The sequence below is a fragment of the Herbiconiux sp. VKM Ac-2851 genome, from assembly GCF_013205105.1.
Classification (GTDB): domain Bacteria; phylum Actinomycetota; class Actinomycetes; order Actinomycetales; family Microbacteriaceae; genus Herbiconiux; species Herbiconiux flava.
Window position 1 is genome coordinate 161,034 of record NZ_JABMLJ010000001.1, and the last position, 17,380, is coordinate 178,413.

Below are 17,380 nucleotides of genomic sequence, written 5' to 3' on the forward strand. Positions count from 1 at the left end.
CCGCCGTTTCATCGAGATGACCCTCATGTAACAGCCGATTACATCGACCGCACGTGCACCGTCAACAGGTGTGAGGGAGGTTTCACGCACTCGAAACACGGTGCTGCGACAGGCGAAACATCCGCTTCCTAGCGTCGGTGTCATGAGCCTGCTGATCGAACGACCCGCCGCATCCGTCGAACCGGCCCGCACCGACGCCACCGAGGAGGCAGCCGTCGAGCCCGTCGCCACCGTCGCGGCCGAAGCCGCCGGCCCAGCCGCCGACGTCACCCCAGCCGCCCCGCCCGCCCGCACCTGGCAGCGCGCCTGCCGCGTCGACGACCTCGAGCCCTCCTGGGGCGAGGCCGTGCTGCTGCGCGCGAAGCAGATCGCACTCGTGCTGTTCTCACCCCGCGAGATCTACGCGGTCGAGCACCAGGACCCGGCCACCGGCTCCTACGTCATGGCCCGCGGCATCGTCGGCTCGAAGGGCGACCGCCCCACGATCGCCTCGCCCCTGCACAAGCAGGTCTACGACCTCGGCACGGGGGAGTGCTTCACCCACCCCGAGCTCGTGCTCAGCACCTACCGCACCCGCGTCGTCTGCGGCTTCGTCGAGGTCGAGGTGTGACCGCGCCCGAGCTCGTGCTCGCCTCGCACGGCACCTCCTCACCCGTCGGTCAGGCCGCGGTGGCGCAGCTCGTGGCGGCCGTCGCCGACGCGCTGCCGCGGGTGACGGTGCTCGGCTGCCACGTCGATGTCGAGACCCCGGATGTTCCCACGACCCTCGACCGTATCGCCGACGACTCGGCGGCCGTCGTGGTGCCGCTGCTACTCTCGGCGGGGTTCCACGTCTACGTCGACCTCGCCGAGGCGGTCGCCGCCGCCCGCACCCGGATCCCCGCCGCTGTCACCCCCGCGCTCGGTCCCGACGTGCGGCTCGCGACGCTGCTCGCCCGGCGCCTGGCCGACGTCGGGCTCGAGCCCGCCGACACCGTCGTGCTGGCGGCAGCCGGCTCGACCGACCCTCGCGCGGTCGCCGATTGCGAGCGGATGCGCCGCCTGCTCGCCGCCGAGATCGGCAACCCCGTGACGCTGGGCTTCGTCTCGGCTGCCCAGCCCGAACTCCGCGCCGCGGTCGGCCTGGCGCGGCGGGACCTTCTCCCGGGCGGCCGCGTCGTCGTGGCGAACTACCTCCTCGCCCCCGGACACTTCTCCGACCGCGTCACCGCGGCCGGCGGCGACCGCACCACCCTGCCGCTCCTGGACGGCACCACCCCGCCGCCCGCCGAGCTCGTCGACATCGTCGTCGACCGCTACCTGGCGCAGCGGCGCAGCTGGTCGCTGGCGTTCGTGCCGTCGACCCAGCTCGTCCGCTGAGCCCGACGTCGCCTTCGAGCGGCCCTACCGTCAGCGGCGGACGCCGCGGCGACGGACGCCCAGCACGATCAGCACGACGCCGACGACCGCGAGGGCGAGCCCGATGTAGAGCCACGTGGGGTCTCCGGTCATCGAACTGCCGGGGATCAGGTTCGCGCCCTGACCGGCGAAGACGCCCCCGATCACGAGCGCGACCACACCGACGATGACGAACCCGAGGCTTCTCATGCTCGTCACGCTACTCGTCTTTACCGGCGGGGGACCTGCGCGATCCATTCAGCGAAGGTCTGCGTCCCCCGGTCAGCCGCGGGACCCGCCAGGATCGTGCCGTCGCGGAGCGCCTTGCCGAAGCCGCCGGGCAGCGGGACCTCCACGATCGGGCCGCGACCGCCTGTTGCCGACGCGTAGGCGCGCACCATGTCGGCCATCCGCAGTTCTTCGGGGCCCGCCAGATCGGTCGCGTGGCCGGAGGGGCCGGCTTCGGCGAGGTCGACGAGGCGTGCGGCGACTTCTCGGGCCGCGACCGGCTGGGAGAGCATCCGCGGCACCAGATTGATCGGGCCGAGCTTCACCTGGCCGTAGATCTGCTGCGCGAACTCGTGGAACTGGGTGGCGCGGAGGATCGTCCACGGGACAGGCCCGGCCGTCACGAGCTGCTCCTGCAGCGCCTTGCCGGCGTAGTAGCCGAAGGGAGCGCGGTCGCTGCCGACGATCGAGAGGGCGAGGTGGTGGCCGACACCGGCGGCCTTCGACGCCGCTAGGAGGTGGGCAGTGACGCCGCCGAAGAAGGCCCGCGAGACCGTGGCCGACTGCGTGCCGACCGACGCGGCATCCACCACCACGTCGACCCCGGCCAGCGCGGGCGCGAGGCCGGCGCCCGTCGTGAGGTCGACCCCGGTCGAGCGGGCGAGCACCACCACGTCGTGGCCCCGGCCGCGGGCCGCGTCGACGATGTGGCGGCCGACGGTTCCGGTTCCTCCGGCGACGGCGATCTTCATGAGGCTGATCCTTCCAGAGTGACGGCCTGTGCGGGGGCGTCGGCGGCGACGACCGTATCGACGGTATCGGTCGCCGGCCCGCTCCAGGGAACGTGGATGCGCGTGCGGTAGTTTCGCTGATCGTGTCGGAGCGTGAGGGTCAGGAGCAGGTCGTGTCGCGGGCCGCGGGCATCCGCGTGCGCGAGGTCGATCTGGGTGGGCGCGCGCCGATCGGCAGCGGGGCCGCGACCGAGGTGCTCCGGCTCGACAGCTTCACCGTGCCCGGCCATCAGGGCGGGGTCGCGTTCGTGCGGGTGCGCGACGGCAAGGCTCCGCAGTGGGACTCGGCCGTGCTCTCGCGACTCGTCGCCCTCCGCTGGGCGCTCGACGCGCGCGAGCGCGGGATGCTCGACGCCGTCGCCGCGTGGCCGTTGGCCGTCGTCGAGGGGGACGGCGGCGAGGTGGTGGGGTGTCTCGTGCCGTTGGCCGCGCATCCGTTCTATTACGTGCCCGCCGACGACCCCGAGCACCGCAAGGTCACGCAGAACGCGAAGTGGCTGATCAGCGCTCCCAAGCGGGCCCGGCGGGCGGGGGCCGCGGCGGTATCCGAGCGGGACGTCGTCGCCCGCGCCACCGTGCTCGCCCGCGTGAGCCTGCTGCTCGGCGTGCTGCACCGGAACGGCGTCGTCTTCGGCGACCTGTCGGAGCGGTCGGTTCTCTTCGGCGCGGGCGAGGTCGCGTCGGCGTTCGTGGTCGGCTGCGAGGGCGCCGCGTTCGCCGGCGAGGGCGTGCATCAGCGCAACAGCGCGGGGTGGGCGGCGCCGTCTTCATCTGACGTCGAACTGTCGCGCGAGCCGTCGGTGCAGAGCGTCGAGACCGACCGGTACAAGCTCGGCCTGCTCGTGCTGCGGGTGCTCGCGCCGGCCGGCGACGGGCTCGACCGCAGCCGTGACGCGTCGCGAGCCGCCGGTGTGCTCGACGAACAAGGCCAGCGGATGCTCGACCGCGCCCTCGGCGACGACCCCGCCGCCCGCCCCACCGCCGCCGACTGGTACGCGTACCTGCGCGGGCTGGTGGCGACGCAACTGGAGGCGCCGGTCATCCGCGGGGTGTCGGTCAGCCCGTCCCTGGTGGCCGAGGGCGACGAGGTGCGGCTGACCGTCGAGGTCGACGGTGCGCGCGAGGTGGTGATCGAGATGCCCGGGCGGGCGGACATCCGCCGCGAGGTCGCCGGACGCCTCGTGACCGAGCGCTTCACGGCCCGCCAGAGCGGCCGCATCGGCGTGCGCGCCTCCAACGCGCACGGCTCCTCCTCGGCGCTGACCGACGTGGTGCGGGTGCTCCCCATCCCGACCCCGGCGCGCATCGCGGTCGCGTCGCCGTCGGTGCCGGCCGCCCTCGGCGTGCTCCCCGACCTCGCCTCCCTCGAGGCGGCGATGGGCATCTCCCTACCACCGGGCAACCCACGCTCCGCCGCCGGCGCCCGCCCGTCGGGCCGCGGCTCATCCGGCTCCGGCTCTTCCGGCTCCGGCACCGGCTCCACTCCGGCCGATGGCACCCCGCCCGACGTCTCCCCGTTCGACCGCGTCGCCGCGCTCCGCGCGCGCCTCGAGGCCGACGCCCTCCCGCTCCACGACATCCTCCGCATCGGCGTCGAGGCCGAACGCGCCTCCCGCGAACCCCTCTTCCCCACCGTCGAGCGCTTCCTGGCCGATGTCGACCTCCCCGACGCAACCGACGTCGACCTGAAGGATCCACCGGCCAAGAGTTCGTAACACTTCGGCGGGGCGAAGATGAGAGTATGTCGCCATGCCGTCCGCCCGCCTCTACGTCGACGGGTTCAATCTGTATCGACGGTGCCTGGAATCGAAGCCCCACCTGAAGTGGCTCGACCTCGCCGCGTTGGGCCGGTACCTGATGCCGGACTATCGGATCGACCACGTCCATTACTTCACAGCCCACCTGAGACCGGGGCTCCTGGTGGATCCGCAGTCACCGGTCCGTCAGCAGATGTACCTCCGAGCGCTCACTGCGCAGCCCGACGTGTCGGTGCACCTGGGCACCTTCCGGAACGACCGACGGCAGATGCCGGTGCATCCGCAGACCGTCGACCCCACGACCGGGAAGTGGGTGACCACGGCCGTCCGGAAGCTCGAGGAGAAGGGTTCCGACGTCAATCTCGGCACCCGAATGACCGCCGACGCGTTCACGAGCGCGGCTGACGTCTTCGTCATGCTCTCCAACGACTCCGACCTCGCCGGCACGCTGAGAATGCTCAAGCATGAGTTCGGCTTCCGAGTCGGCATCATCTTCCCCATGCCGAGTTCGCGCAGCTCGAAGGAGCTCGTCAAGACCGAGCCCGACTTCATGGCTCACATCACCGATGAGGCGCTCGCGGCCTGTCAGTTCCCGAAGCAGCTGAGAGATGGAAAAGGTGTTTTCCACTGCCCTCCGAAGTGGGCCTGAATGATGCTTAAATTCCGAAGGCCCCAGTCTCCTGAGGCCTTCTAACCGGTAACCGAAGTATCCGGGGGTGTACGGCAATCATAGGGGTTGCCAGCCGCGGCGGGAAGCGCGACGAGGCGGGGCTCAGGCGCGTGCCAGGGAACGCCGAGGCGCGTGGGGTAGTTTCGCTCCTCGTGTTCCGAGGCGGCCGGAGTGCGGTGCGCGCATCCGCTCGTCGTGGGGCACGTCACCCACCCGAAAGGTCGCCGCGCAATGGCTCGTCGTTACAACTCGAACCCCGTCTCGAACGTCATGTCGTGGCTGGGTGGCGCTCGCCTCGACGTGCTGCAGGATGCGCCCGGCGACCGCGCGCGGTTCGTCGCGATGGGCGGGGTGATCCTGAGCACGGCGTTCCTGTCGGCGGTGTCGGCGGCGTTCGCGCTGGTGATGGCCATCGGGGCGCCGATCGTCGTGGCGGTGATCGTGGGGATCTTCTGGGGTCTGATCATCCTGAACCTCGACCGGCTGCTGATCATCGGCATGGCAAAGCAGAAGGGTGTCTGGCGGAACCTCGCTCTCGCGATGCCGCGGGTGGCGCTCGCGCTGATCATCGGCACGGTGATCTCGACGCCGCTGACGCTGCAGATCTTCCAGGCGGAGATCAACTCGGAGATCCAGGTCATGCAGGCCGAGGACAAGTCCGCCTTTGAGGAGCGGATGGCGAACGACCCGCGCTTCGCCGCCATCCCGTCGCTGCAGGAGTCGATCGCCGCGAACCAGGCGATCGTCGATAAGGGGCTGCAGACCGACCTGTCGTCCGACCCGAACTACGCCGCTGCCGTGGCGGCGACCGCGGCGGCGCAGGCCGCGTACGACCAGGCCCAGGCCGCGTACCTCGCCGAGATCGACGGCAGCGGGGGCACCGGCGTGCGCGGCGACGGGCCCGTGACCGCGTCGAAGCAGGCGGCGCTCGATGCTGCCGAGGCCCGGTTGCAGGCGGCTCAGGATGCTCAGGCCGCCGCCGAGACCGCGGCCTCGTCGAACCTCGAAGCGTCGGCGCAGAGCCGGCTCGAGGCGGCGACCTCGCAGCTCGCCGCGGACAAGGCGACGCTCGCGACCGCGCAGGACCAGCGCAGCGCCGAGCAGGCCGCCTACGACAACGCCGTCGACAACAGCGCGGGGCTGCTCTCGCGGCTCGAGGCGCTCTTCCGGCTGGGGGAGGCGAACCCGCTGCTGAACGTGGCGCACATCATGATCGCGTTGCTGTTCATCTGCATCGAGCTTCTTCCGGTGATCGTGAAGACGCTCGCGAACCTCGGCGGGCCGACGGCGTACGACCGGCTCGTGGACGTGCGCGAGGACGGCGAGGTCTCCGGCGGGTCGGTCTGGGCATCGAAGCGTGCCGAGGCGATCGAGGTCGAGGCGGGAGTGCAGGTGTCGGTGGCTTCAGACCGTGCGGAGCGGCAGGTCGAGTTCGGGCGGCGCGTGAACCAGGCGGTGCTCGAGCAGCAGGAGACCGTGATCTCGCGGGCGCTCGAGGTGTGGGGGCGGTACGCGGGTGAGCGGGCCGAGGCGCGGATGGGGGAGTGGGAGCGGTCGCTCGAGGCGTCGGAGGGTGCGGGTTCGGGTGGTGCTGCTGCTGCCGCTGGCGCACTCGGCGCAGGTTCGGCTACTGCCGCGGGTGCCGGTGCTTCAGGAGCGCTCGATGCCGGTGCAGCAGCGGCAGCGGCGGCTCAGGTCGTCGGCCGGCCCGAGGTCGGGTCTGCTGCGGCGGCATCCGGTCGCGACCAGCGGTCCCCGGTGGCGGATGCTCGGCGGAACGGCGCGTGGTGGCGCGGTCTGAGCGGCCGTGACTCGGCGGCGAAGGCCGAGGCGGCCCGCGAGGCCGAGGCGCGCGACCTGGCCTTCGACGACGCCGCCGAGCTCGAGGCGCTGTTCGGCGACACCGGCGTGACCGAGCGCATCGACACCGGCCGTGACGCCACCCAGCGCCTCGACACCGCGCGCCTGGATGCCGACCGGCTCGAGAGCGAGCGCATCGACAGCTACGCCGGTCGCGCATCCGCCCGCGACGACGCCGAGACGAAGCCCCTGCCGCAGAACAGCGACCGTGCCGCCTACCTGCGTCGCGCCGGCCTGCCCGAGGACTTCTAGGCCGAGGAGGCCGCGCCCGGCGCCACCGACGCGTCGTAGATCGCCTGGATCGCCGCGTCCAGCGTGGCATCGAACTCGGCGTCAGACTGCTCCACCGACAGCCCCTGGGTCAGCGCCCGGCTGAAGCTCGCGATCTCGCCCGAGTCCTCGGCGAGCAGCGCGTCGGCCTCCGCGCGCGAGTACCCGCCCGACAGCGCCACGACCCGCATGACCCGCGGATGCTCGACCAGCGGCCGATACAGATTCGGAACCGTCGGCAGCGAGAGCTTCACCATCACGCGCCGATCCGCGGGCAGCCGGTCGAGCTGCTCGACGAGCTGCGCCAGCAGCAGCTCCTCGGCGGCCGCCTTGTCGTCGATCGTGATCGTGACCTCCGGCTCGAGGATCGGCACCAGCCCGTGCGTCAGCACCTGCTCCGCGACCTCGAACTGCTGCGCCACGATCTCCGCGATCCCCGACGCCGACGCCGCCCCGATCACCGACCGCGCCTTCGTCCCGAAGATCCCGTGCCGCACCGCGCACTCCAGCAGCGCATCCAGCCCGGAGATCGGCTTCATCAGCTGCACGCCGTCGGCGGCCTCCGCGAGCCCCTGATCGATCTTGAGGAACGGCACGACCCCCTTCACGTGCCACAGGTACGCCGCCGCCGGCCGGTCGCCGAACGACCGCTCCATCGTCTCCTCGAACAGGATCGCCGCGAGCACCCGGTCGCCCGTGAACGCCGGGGACATCACGATGCGCGTGCGCATCCGGTGGATCAGATCGAACATCTCGGCCTCGCCCGAGTACGAGCCCTCCTCGATGCCGTACAGCGCGAGCGCCTTGGGCGTCGACCCGCCGCTCTGGTCGAGGGCGGCGATGAAGCCCTTGCCCGAGGTCATCCGTTCGGCCTGCACCTGCGTCACGTCGTCCACCATGAGCCGAGGCTATGCCCGGGCCCCACGCCTGCCTAGGGTCACGTGTCGAGTTTCGAGCGCGCACCCAGCCGGGTGACGGATGCTCGGCGGAGGCCCCCGCGCGACCCGCCCCCACTGCCCGCCCGACCCGCCCGCCCGACCGACCCGCCCGCCGGCCCGCCCGACCCGCCTGCGCGACTGACCCGCACCACCGCTCGCCGCCCCGCCCCACCCGAGGAGCCCCCACGCCTGACATCGCGACCGTCCTCACCACCTGGACGTTGAACCCCGTCGCCCTCGCCGTGATCCTCCTCGCGGCCGCCGCCTACGCCCTCGGCATCGTCGCCGCGCACCGCCGCGGCACCCGCTGGCCGCTCCGGCCGACCCTCGGCTTCGCCCTGCTCGGCCTGGGCTCGTACGCGGTGATCGAGTTCGGCTTCCTCGGCTCCTACAGCGGCGAGCTCCGATTCGCGTTCACCACGCGCATCGCGCTGCTGCTGTTCGTGGTGCCGGCGCTCGTGGCGACCGGGAAGCCGGTGGGGCTGCTGCGGGCGGCGCTCGCCGGGCATCCGCTCGTCGTGGTGAACCGGGTGCTGGCGTCGCGGGTGTTCCGCGTGATGGGGAACGCCGTGTTCGGGCCGGTGTTCGCACTGGCGGTGTTCTGCGTTTTCCTGACGCCGCTGGCCGGATTCCTGCGGGGATCGCCGGTCGCCGAGGACTCGATCGGGCTGATCGTGCCGCTCGTCGGCCTCGTGCTCGTGCTGCCGCTGACCGAGCTCGTGGTGCTGCGCACGAGCCTGTTCATCGCCGCGGAGTTCCTGTTCGCGTTCGCCGAGCTGGTGGTCGACGCCATCCCCGGCATCGTGCTGCGGCTGAGCGAAACTCTGCTCGACCACGCCTCGCCGCTGGTGGGCACGGTGCCGGGCTGGTTCCCGAGCGCGCTGCGTGACCAGCAGCTTTCGGGCGACCTGCTCTGGCTGATCGCGGAGGTGGCCGACATCCCGATCCTCATCCTGCTGTTCATCCGCTGGACGCGGCACGACAGGCGCGAGAGCGCCTCGATCGACGAGCTGAGCGACGCGGAGGTCGAGGAGCTGACGCGGGCGCACCTGCGCGCCACCCGACCGGGCGATGCCGGGCCGGGGTGAGCCCCGACCCCCGTGACAGAATGGGGCCGTGGAACTCGAGGCCATCGACGTGATCGATCGCAAGATCATCGATCAACTGCGCCTCGACGGCCGACGCTCGTTCGGCCAGATCGCCCGCTACGTCGGGCTCACCGAGGGCAGCGTGCGGCAGCGCTACAACCGCCTCCTCGCGCTCGGCGTCGTGCAGGTCGTGGGCATGCCGAACAGCCCGCGCATGGGCTATGTCGAGGCGCACCTGTCGATCCGGGTGCGGGGCGCGACCGTCGAATCGGTGGCGAAGGCGCTCGCCGCGCTGCCGCAGGTGAAGTACGTGGGCGCCTGCATCGGCTCGTTCGATCTCAGTGCGGATGTGCGCTGCGCCGACCAGGCCGAGATGAACCGTCTGCTCACCGACACGGTGCGCTCGATCCTGGGTATCGACGTGCTCGAGACGGCGGCCGTGCTCGAGGTGATCAAGGACGAGTACGTCTGGTCGGGCTTCCGCGAGCCCGTGGGGCGTCCGACCCGGCCGCATCCGGCCACCGGCATCACGCGGGGGGCGTAGGAGCCGCGCCCACGGAGCCGCCGACGGCGCGTTCGCCCGACTGGTCGCGCAGCCCGTTCCAGGAGTAGTCCTTGAACAGCCGGGTCAGCACGAACTGGTCGATCTTCGCGACGCCCGGCGTGCGGCGGATGTCGTCGAGCAGATCGGCGAGCTGCCCAAGGTCGCGCGGGGTGGCCTCGAGGTAGATGTCGTGCGCCCCCGAAGTGAGGGCGACATGACCGATCATCGGCAGCGAGGTCAGCGACTTCGCCACGTTCCGCGGCGTCACGCCGTGCACTCCGAGCAGCAGCCGCACCGACTGGTGCCCGAGCGTCAGCGGGTTGCAGAGGGCGACGATGCGCAGGGTGCCGTTCGAGGTGAGCCGCTGGATGCGCGCCCGCACGGTCGCCTCCGAGACGCCGACGATGCCGGCGATGTCGGTGTACGCGCGCCGACCGTCCTCGCCGAGGAGCTCGACGAGCCGCCGATCCAGGTCATCCGCCGCCATGTGCCGATTATCCCCGAGGACGGCCCGCCCGGTCGACTCAGGCGCCGAGCGGCCGAGCCGGCGAGACCGACGAGGCCGAGGAGAGCGACAGCGAGCCCTCCAGCGCGCGGGCGAGCGTCACCATCGCCGCGTTGTCCGGCGCCACCGACCCGTCATCGAGCACGAGCATGTCCTCGAATCCGACGCGCACCTCGGCGCCGTCCTCGATCGCCGCCCGCACCACCGGCCAGGCCGTGTCGTCGTAGCCGTGGTAGAGCAGCGGTGCGGTCACACCGCCGGCACGCAGGGCTGCTGCAATGGCGCGCGCGTGTGCCACGGCCTCGTCGGCCGATTCGTCCTCGGGCTCGATCAGGATGCGCACGTTCTCGTGCAGCGTCGGCGACGCCAGCAGCGCCGGAACCTCGTCGAGGTGCCACACCGCGCTCTCGAGCACCATCCCGCGCTCGACGACGAGCGCCGCGGCTTCGGCGGCGCCCTCCTCCGAGAAGGCGACCGAGGCGAAGTCGGGCAGCGCGTCGGCCGGCCAGGCGGCCAGGTGCGCCATCCGCTCCTCGTGTCCGGAGCAGGTCCAGAGCCCGGTCGTGGTGCCGACGACGATCGAGGGATCGACGGCTCGCACGGCGCGCACCATCGACGCCACCGCGTCGGGAGCGATGCTCTGCCCGCCCTCGGCCGTGCGCACGTGCGCGTGCACGACGTCGGCTCCGGCCGCCACCGCAGCGGCGGCGGCGGCAGCGATCTCGGTGTCGGTGAGGGGGATGGCGGGGTGCTCGTCGCGCCCCCGCCCTCCGTTGATGGCGGCCTTGATCAGCATGGTGCTCCGTGGTTCGGCGGTCGGAAGGATGTCAGGGAAGGGCCGGTTCAGGATGCGCCGAAGCCGGCCACGGCCTCGCTCGCGCCCGTGAGCTCGCCGAGGCGCGCACCTCGGCGCAGCTCCTCCACGAGCTCGGGCTCCTCGGCGTCGTCGGCCAGCGCCGTGTCGACGATCGCCTCGACGACCGCGACGGAGGCGAAGAAGACGCCGTTGCGGTCGGCCAGCACGACGTCTCCCGGGTTCACCGCCACCCCGCCGCAGACGACGGGCACGTTGATGCCGCCGGCATCCAGCGACAGCAGCTTCGTGGTGAGCACGCTCGAGCCGCGGGCGTAGACCGGCAGCCCGAACGGCTCGACCTCGTCGAGGTCGGTGACGACACCGTCGACGATCACCCCGGCGGCCCCGCGGATGGACAGCGTCGCCGCGAGCACCTCGCCGACGGGCGCGTGGCGGGTGTCGCCACCGGTGTCGACGACGAACACGTCGCCCGGTTCGCACCAGCCGGCGGCGTGGTGCAGCACCGTGGAGTCCTGGCCGGTGATGCGCACGGTGACGGCGCGGCCGACGACCCGGGCGGTGCCGGTGAGACGGCGGATGCCGAAGTCGGCGAACCCCTCCTCCAGGTAGTGGCCGAGCGTCGGAAATGACACGCGGGACAGCTTGGAGAGGAGCTCGGCGGGCAGGGCGGCGGGCGCGGGGCCGGTGATGAACGGCATGGGGCTACTCCTGGACGGTGACGGTCGAGACGAGGCGGCGGTTGGCCAGTGCGGGCAGGATCTCCCGCACCTCGGCGGTGCGGTCGAGCGAGATGCGCACCACGGCGACCCCGGCGGCGATCGGCCCGAGGCCGGCGCGCTCGACGCCGAGCGGGTCGAGCACCAGGCTGTTGCCGATGCACTCCGGCGACGACGAGGATGCCGCCAGCACCCAGCAGGTGTTCTCGATCGCGCGGGCCTTCAGCAGCGTCGACCAGTGCTCCTCCTTGCGCGCGCCGGCCACCCAGGCGGCCGAGACCGAGAGCACGTCGGCACCACGGGCCACGAGGTCGCGGCTGAGCTCGGGGAAGCGGATGTCGTAGCAGTTGACGAGGCCGATGGCGACGCCCTCGATCATCACCACGGGCGGCACCTCGGTGCCTCCGGTGACGTAGTCGCTCTCGCGGTACGAGAAGGCGTCGTAGAGATGCAGCTTGCGGTAGCTCTCGACGAGCTCGCCGCGCGGGTTGACGACGACGAGGGTGTTGAACGGCCGGTCGGTGCCGGTCGGCTCGTAGCCGCCGGCGATGACCCACACCTCGTGCGAGACGGCCAGCAGCGACAGCTCGGCGAGGAAGCGGGGCCACTCGGCCTCGACGACCGCGCCGAGAGAGCCGGGCACGTCACCCGCCAGCAGCATCGACTCCTCGGGCAGCACGACGAGCCGGGCGCCGCCGGCCGCCGCCTCGGCGACGAGGGCGGCGATCGCCTCGCGGTTGGCGGCGGCGTCGACGGTGGGCGCCAGCTGCGCGACGGCGGCGACGAGGGACGGGTTCATGCGGGGACCTCGGAGACGGAGGGGGCGGACGGGGCAGACGGGGCAGATGGTGAGGAGGAGGAGGACGATGACGGGGCGACGAGCGAGCCGTCGGCCGGCAGCACCCGCGCATCCGAGGCCGCCCAGGTGAGCAGCACGGGGGAGCCGTCGGGGATCGCGCCGAGGGCGGCGGCCGCCGCTCCGCTCGGCACCGACACGGTCATCACCGCGTCGGAGGCGAGCCGCACGTGGAAGGTCCACTCGTCGCCGAGGAAGACACGCTCCAGGAGCGTCCCGGCGACACCGTCGGAGGGCGCGGAGGCCGGCACCGTGACGGCGGGCGAGAGGGTGACGCGCTCGGGGCGGATGGCGAGGGTGACGCCCGTGCCCGGTCGAGCATCCGCCGGCACCGAGGCCGGCAGCGCGCCCAGGCCGGGCACGACGACGCCGGTGCCCGCCGCGTCCACGACCCCGTCGAGCACGTTGCAGCTGCCGATGAAGGTCGCGACGAAACGCGAGGCGGGGGCGTCGTAGATCTCGGTGGGGCTCGCGACCTGCAGCACCCGGCCCTCGCTCATCACCGCGATGCGGTCGCTCATCGTGAGCGCCTCCTCCTGGTCGTGCGTGACGTAGATGAAGGTGATGCCGACCTCGCGCTGCATGCGCTTCAGCTCGAACTGCATCTCTTTGCGGAGCTTCTGGTCGAGGGCGCCGAGCGGCTCGTCGAGCAGCACGACCGCGGGGCGTCCGACGACGGCGCGGGCGAGGGCGACGCGCTGACGCTGGCCGCCCGAGAGCTCGGCGGGCTTGCGCTCGGCGAAGGCCTCGAGGCGAACGAGGGCGAGAGCATCCTGAACCCGCCCGTCGATCTCGCGTTTCGGGGTGCGGCGCACGCGCAGCTCGAAGGCCACGTTCTCGTAGACCGAGAGGTGGGGGAACAGCGCGTAGCTCTGGAACAGCATGTTGAGATCGCGCGACTTGGTCGGAACGCTGTCGACGTTCTTCCCGTCGAGCTCCACCGAGCCGCCGGTGGGCGTCTCGAAGCCGGTGATCATGCGCATCAGCGTGGTCTTGCCGCATCCGGACGGGCCGAGGATGCTGAAGAACTCGTTGCGGCCGATCTCGAGGTCGAGCGGCTGCACGACCTGATTGGCTCCGAAGCTCTTGGTGAGGCCGGTCAGCTTCACCGCCGGCGACTCGGTGGTCTCGTTCATGACTGCTGTTCCTTCGGGAGGGGGGCGGGGCTCAGGAGGCGCGGACGCGCGTCCAGCCGTCCTGGAAGAACGCGAGGGCGTCTCCCGGGTCGACGATGAACTCGGAGTTCGTCAGCGAGTCGGCCGGTGCGTAGATGGCGGGGTTCTCCACCTGCGACTGGTCGGCGACGAGCGGCAGCGCGGCCTCGTTGGTGGAGGCGAGCGAGGCGTCGTCGGTCACGAGTGCGGCGACCTCAGGGCGAAGGGTGTAGTTCAGCCACTGGTAGGCGGCGTCCTCGTTCGCGGTGCCCTTGACGATCGAGAAGCTGTCCGTCCAGAGGGTGCCGCCCTCCTCGGGGATGATGTACTTCACGTCGGGGTTGTTCTCGACCGCCGTGGCCGAGGTGGTGCCCGAGTAGGCTTCCGCGATGCAGGCGTCGCCGGTGCCGACGAGGTCGGCGTAGTTCGTGCTGTTGTAGCCGCCGAGCAGCGACTTCTGCTCGAGCAGCGAATCGGTCGCCGTCTCGATGTCGGCCTCGTCGGTCGTCGTGGCGCTGAGCCCGTTGACCTGCAGGCCTGCGATGTAGGCCGAGAGCATGTTGTCGAGCATGTAGACCTTGCCCGAGTAGGCGGGGTTCCACATGTCCTTCCAGCCGGTGACCGGCGCGCCGGTGCAGGCTTCGTTGTACAGGATGCCCGTGGTGCCCCAGGCCCACGGGATCGAGTGCTTGTTGCCGGGGTCGAACGAGGGGTCGACGAACTTCTCGGCCAGGTTGTCGAAGCCCTCGAGCTTGGACTGGTCGATCGGGGCGACCAGGTCGCGCTCGACCATCAGCTGCACGGCGTACTGGCTGGGCTCGACGACGTCGTAGCCCGAGTTGCCCGCGGCGAGCTTGGAGATCATCGTCTCGTTGCTGTCGAAGGTGTCGACGGTGACTGTGATGCCGGTCTCCTTCTCGAAGCCCGCGATGACCGAGTCGGGGATCTCGCCCGCCCAGGCGTAGATCGACAGCGAGCCGTCGCCGGCCGCTCCCGAGGAGGAGGCGTCGCCGCCGGCGGAACAGCCGGCGAGCACGGTGGCCGAGGCCAGCGTCAGGGCGCCGAGCGCCAGGACCTTCTTGTTCATGTGGGTGTCTTTTCGTGAGGGGTCGGATGGTGCAGGAGGGTGGGTGGTGCGGTGGTGCGGTCTGGGGTGGGGCGGCTGGGGTCGAGCCGCCTCAGGGGGTCGTGCTCGGGCCGGCCAGGATGCGGCGCATCTGCGAGACGCCCACGGCGAGGATGACGCCGAGCGTCGCCACGACCAGCAGCGTGCCGAGCGCGTTCAGCTCGGGGGTGAGGCCGGTGCGCAGGGTCGAGTAGATGCGGAGCGGCAGCGTGGTGGTGCCGACGCCCGCGGTGAACGTCGAGATGACGATGTTCGAGAACGAGGTGGTGAAGCTGAGCAGGAAGGCCGCCAGGATGCTCGGCCGCAGCAGCGGGAACAGCACCCGCCGGAACGTCACCCACGGCGACGCGCCCAGGTCGGTGGCCGCCTCGGAGAGGCTCGGGTCGAGCGAGCTCATCGCCCCCATCAGCACGAGGGTGGCGAGCGGAAGCGTGATCACGACGTGACCGAGCACCAGCGTCAGCAGTCCGGTCGGGATGCCCGCCGTGCTGAACACGGTCAGCAGCGACACCCCGAGCACGATCTCGGGCACGATCAGCGGGATCAGGATGGCGCCGACGAAGAACGCGCGGCCCTTGACCCGGAACCGCACCAGCGCGAAGGCGGTGAGGAACCCGATCACGGTGGCGAGCAGCGCGGCGATCAGCCCGACGATCGCGCTCGTGCGGAGTGCCTCGAGCAGCATCCGGTCGGCGAACAGCTCGGCGTACCAGCGGAAGGTGAAGCCGTCGAAGCGGTAGCTGACCTCCGAGGAGTTGAAGGAGTAGACGATCAGCGCGGCGATCGGCAGGTAGAGGAAGACGAAGACCGCTCGGGCGATCCAGGAGGTGAGGCGATCCATCACGCGGCCTTTCGGGTGGCGGTGGTTCGGGTGGCGCCGGTCGCGGCGGCACTAGTGCGTGTGGCGCGGTTGCGCCGGGCGCCGTTCCGCAGCAGCAGCCCCGCCCCGGCGACCGAGGCGAGCATCAGGACGAGCACGACCATCGACAGCGCGGCCCCCAGCGGCTCGTTGCGGAACTCGGTGAACAGCGTGACGATCAGGTTGCCGACGAGCGGATCCTTGCCGCCGCCGAGCAGCACCGGGATGACGAAGACCCCGAGGGTGGGAACGAAGGTGAGCATCACCGACGAGGCGAGTCCCGAGGCCGACAGCGGCAGGAAGACGCGAGCGTGCGTCTGCCACCAGCCGGCGCCGAGGTCGGCCGCCGCCTCCTTCAGACTCGGGTCGATCGAGCGCATCGAGGCGTAGATCGGAAACACCGCCACCGGGAGGAACGCGTAGAGGAGGGACAGGGTCACGGCCAGCTGCGACGGGACGAGCGATTGCGCATCCACCCCGAACGCCCGGAGCAGCGAGATGAACGGGCCGCCCGAGCCGAGCAGCGTGATCCACGCGAAGGTGCGGACGAGGAAGTCGGTCAGGAACGGGATGATCACGAGCACCAGCAGCACGGGCTGCAGCGAGGCCCGGCGGGTGGCGATGTAGTAGGCCACGATGTAGCCGACGACCGTGCAGACGACCGCGTTCAGCAGCGCCATGCCCAGGCTGTAGCCGAGCGTCTTGAGGTAGACCGGGTCGATCAGCTTCGCGTAGTTGTCGAGGGTGAAGCCGCCGAGGTTGCCGCCCAGCGGGTCGCTGATGGCGAAGCTGTCGCGGGCGATGACGAGCATCGGCACGATCACGAGCAGCACGATCACGGCGAGAGCCGGCAGAAGCATGAGGTAGCCGGCGGCCGACGGCGCGATGCGGCCCCGGCGGGCTGATCTCGGTGCGTTCACGGTTCGTTCCTCGGATGTTCGGCGGGAGTATCGACGGGACCGGCAGTCTCATCGCTTGACGTCCATCCTGCGATACCCGGCGAGCCTGTCTCGCGGGGAGTGCCTCGAAATCCGTCGGCGCCGTGTTTCGTGTCGACGCATTTCGCAGTGACCGCCGAAACACGGGGGCGGCATCCGCGGGATTCCGGGGGTGCGGGCCTCGGGGAAACGCAGGTCTCGCCGCCGGCCCGGCCCCGTCGGGCGAGTGAACGCTGGTGATTGGCTGGGGGCTGGTCGCGCATCCGCTCGCTCAGTGTCGGTGAGGCATATCGTTGAGTATCGTTCGCGATCACAACGGAGGTCATCATGAGCAACTCGTTTCCCACCGGCGGTTTCGGCGCCGGCATGAACGCCGACAGCATCTGGCAGGCGATGGAGCAGTTCCGCGCCCGCTTCGAGAAGAAGACCGGCACCCGCGTCGGCAAGGGCGACGTGCGCGCCGCCGTGCTGGCCCTGCTGGCCGAGCAGCCGATGCACGGCTACCAGATCATCCACGAGATCGAGGAGCGCTCGGGCGGCAGCTGGAAGCCCAGCGCCGGCTCGGTCTACCCGACCCTGCAGCTGCTCGCCGACGAAGGTCTCGTCAGCGCCGAGGAGTCCAACGGCCGAAAGACCTACGCGCTCACCGAGGCCGGCCACGTCGTGGCGGCCAACGAGGGCGTGAAGTCGACCTTCAGCGGCGACGACGAATCGTCGAGCGAGAGCAAGCGCGACCACGGCGCCCTGCCCAAGGCCGGCTTCGAGCTGGCGCAGGCCGCCGCGCAGGTGGGCCGCACCGGCACGCCGGCGCAGGTCGAGCAGGCCGTCAAAGAGCTCGAGGACGCGCGCCGCCGGCTGTACGCGATCCTCGCCCAGGACTGACCCG

General features: G+C 71.3%; 19 protein-coding genes. 8 read left to right on the forward strand and 11 right to left on the reverse strand.

What is annotated here, in order from left to right; translation table 11 throughout:
• Nucleotides 1-142 precede the first annotated feature (142 nt).
• The gene (gene nirD, locus HQQ85_RS00750) at nucleotides 143-610 is read left to right on the forward strand and encodes a nitrite reductase small subunit NirD (protein ID WP_173180610.1); all 468 of its coding nucleotides are present in this window, start codon (nucleotides 143-145) and stop codon (nucleotides 608-610) included.
• Nucleotides 607-1,359 (forward strand): CbiX/SirB N-terminal domain-containing protein, encoded by a 753-nt coding sequence (locus HQQ85_RS00755; RefSeq protein WP_173180611.1) that lies wholly within the window; start codon nucleotides 607-609, stop codon nucleotides 1,357-1,359. The genes nirD and HQQ85_RS00755 overlap by 4 nt, the downstream gene beginning before the upstream one ends.
• A gap of 30 nt (nucleotides 1,360-1,389) precedes the next feature.
• Here the strand turns inward: HQQ85_RS00755 and HQQ85_RS00760 are convergent, their stop codons facing one another.
• Together HQQ85_RS00760 and HQQ85_RS00765 are read right to left on the reverse strand one after the other, a co-directional pair.
• Complete coding sequence (locus tag HQQ85_RS00760) at nucleotides 1,390-1,587, reverse strand: hypothetical protein (RefSeq protein WP_173180612.1); 198 nt, start codon at nucleotides 1,585-1,587, stop codon at nucleotides 1,390-1,392.
• A gap of 20 nt (nucleotides 1,588-1,607) precedes the next feature.
• Nucleotides 1,608-2,357 (reverse strand): SDR family oxidoreductase, encoded by a 750-nt coding sequence (locus tag HQQ85_RS00765; RefSeq protein ID WP_173180613.1) that lies wholly within the window; start codon nucleotides 2,355-2,357, stop codon nucleotides 1,608-1,610.
• A 122-nt stretch (nucleotides 2,358-2,479) separates the two neighbouring features.
• Between HQQ85_RS00765 and HQQ85_RS00770 the strand changes: the two genes are divergently transcribed.
• The 3 genes from HQQ85_RS00770 (at nucleotide 2,480) to HQQ85_RS00780 (ending at nucleotide 6,935) form a co-directional block, all read left to right on the forward strand.
• The gene (locus tag HQQ85_RS00770) at nucleotides 2,480-4,111 is read left to right on the forward strand and encodes a hypothetical protein (protein ID WP_173180614.1); all 1,632 of its coding nucleotides are present in this window, start codon (nucleotides 2,480-2,482) and stop codon (nucleotides 4,109-4,111) included.
• A 34-nt stretch (nucleotides 4,112-4,145) separates the two neighbouring features.
• On the forward strand, nucleotides 4,146-4,802 hold the full coding sequence (locus HQQ85_RS00775; RefSeq protein ID WP_173180615.1) for an NYN domain-containing protein: 657 nt from the start codon (nucleotides 4,146-4,148) through the stop codon (nucleotides 4,800-4,802).
• Nucleotides 4,803-5,054: 252 nt separating this feature from the next.
• The gene (locus HQQ85_RS00780; RefSeq protein WP_173180616.1) at nucleotides 5,055-6,935 is read left to right on the forward strand and encodes a DUF4407 domain-containing protein; all 1,881 of its coding nucleotides are present in this window, start codon (nucleotides 5,055-5,057) and stop codon (nucleotides 6,933-6,935) included.
• Here the strand turns inward: HQQ85_RS00780 and HQQ85_RS00785 are convergent.
• Nucleotides 6,932-7,852: a fructose bisphosphate aldolase gene (locus HQQ85_RS00785; protein ID WP_173180617.1), complete on the reverse strand. Its 921-nt coding sequence runs from the start codon at nucleotides 7,850-7,852 to the stop codon at nucleotides 6,932-6,934. The two genes, HQQ85_RS00780 and HQQ85_RS00785, sit on opposite strands and share 4 nt — an antisense overlap.
• A gap of 260 nt (nucleotides 7,853-8,112) precedes the next feature.
• On the opposite strand from HQQ85_RS00785, the gene HQQ85_RS00790 reads away from it, so the two are divergent.
• A complete protein-coding gene (locus HQQ85_RS00790; protein WP_254069071.1) occupies nucleotides 8,113-8,979 on the forward strand; it encodes a cytochrome c oxidase assembly protein in 867 nt (288 codons plus the stop codon).
• 28 nt (nucleotides 8,980-9,007) lie between these two features.
• Nucleotides 9,008-9,523, forward strand: a complete 516-nt coding sequence (locus HQQ85_RS21515) for an Lrp/AsnC family transcriptional regulator (protein ID WP_216851392.1) — start codon at nucleotides 9,008-9,010, stop codon at nucleotides 9,521-9,523.
• On the opposite strand, the gene HQQ85_RS00800 is transcribed toward HQQ85_RS21515, so the two are convergent.
• The 8 genes from HQQ85_RS00800 to HQQ85_RS00835 form a co-directional block, all read right to left on the reverse strand.
• Entirely contained in the window at nucleotides 9,507-10,010 is a 504-nt protein-coding gene (locus tag HQQ85_RS00800; RefSeq protein WP_173180618.1) for an Lrp/AsnC family transcriptional regulator, read from the reverse strand. The genes HQQ85_RS21515 and HQQ85_RS00800 overlap by 17 nt on opposite strands.
• A gap of 37 nt (nucleotides 10,011-10,047) precedes the next feature.
• A complete protein-coding gene (locus tag HQQ85_RS00805; protein ID WP_173180619.1) occupies nucleotides 10,048-10,824 on the reverse strand; it encodes a 3-keto-5-aminohexanoate cleavage protein in 777 nt (258 codons plus the stop codon).
• A 47-nt stretch (nucleotides 10,825-10,871) separates the two neighbouring features.
• Nucleotides 10,872-11,543 (reverse strand): RraA family protein, encoded by a 672-nt coding sequence (locus HQQ85_RS00810; protein WP_173180620.1) that lies wholly within the window; start codon nucleotides 11,541-11,543, stop codon nucleotides 10,872-10,874.
• Between the two features lie 4 nt (nucleotides 11,544-11,547).
• Nucleotides 11,548-12,360 (reverse strand): carbon-nitrogen hydrolase family protein, encoded by an 813-nt coding sequence (locus tag HQQ85_RS00815; protein ID WP_173180621.1) that lies wholly within the window; start codon nucleotides 12,358-12,360, stop codon nucleotides 11,548-11,550.
• A complete protein-coding gene (locus tag HQQ85_RS00820; RefSeq protein ID WP_173180622.1) occupies nucleotides 12,357-13,553 on the reverse strand; it encodes an ABC transporter ATP-binding protein in 1,197 nt (398 codons plus the stop codon). Before HQQ85_RS00820 ends, HQQ85_RS00815 begins: the two co-directional genes overlap by 4 nt.
• Nucleotides 13,554-13,584: 31 nt before the next feature.
• A complete protein-coding gene (locus tag HQQ85_RS00825) occupies nucleotides 13,585-14,658 on the reverse strand; it encodes a PotD/PotF family extracellular solute-binding protein (protein ID WP_173180623.1) in 1,074 nt (357 codons plus the stop codon).
• A gap of 91 nt (nucleotides 14,659-14,749) precedes the next feature.
• Entirely contained in the window at nucleotides 14,750-15,538 is a 789-nt protein-coding gene (locus HQQ85_RS00830; protein WP_173180624.1) for an ABC transporter permease, read from the reverse strand.
• Nucleotides 15,538-16,476, reverse strand: a complete 939-nt coding sequence (locus tag HQQ85_RS00835) for an ABC transporter permease (RefSeq protein ID WP_371741709.1) — start codon at nucleotides 16,474-16,476, stop codon at nucleotides 15,538-15,540. Before HQQ85_RS00835 ends, HQQ85_RS00830 begins: the two co-directional genes overlap by 1 nt.
• 345 nt (nucleotides 16,477-16,821) lie before the next feature.
• Between HQQ85_RS00835 and HQQ85_RS00840 the strand changes: the two genes are divergently transcribed.
• A complete protein-coding gene (locus HQQ85_RS00840) occupies nucleotides 16,822-17,376 on the forward strand; it encodes a PadR family transcriptional regulator (RefSeq protein WP_173180625.1) in 555 nt (184 codons plus the stop codon).
• Nucleotides 17,377-17,380: the final 4 nt, after the last annotated feature.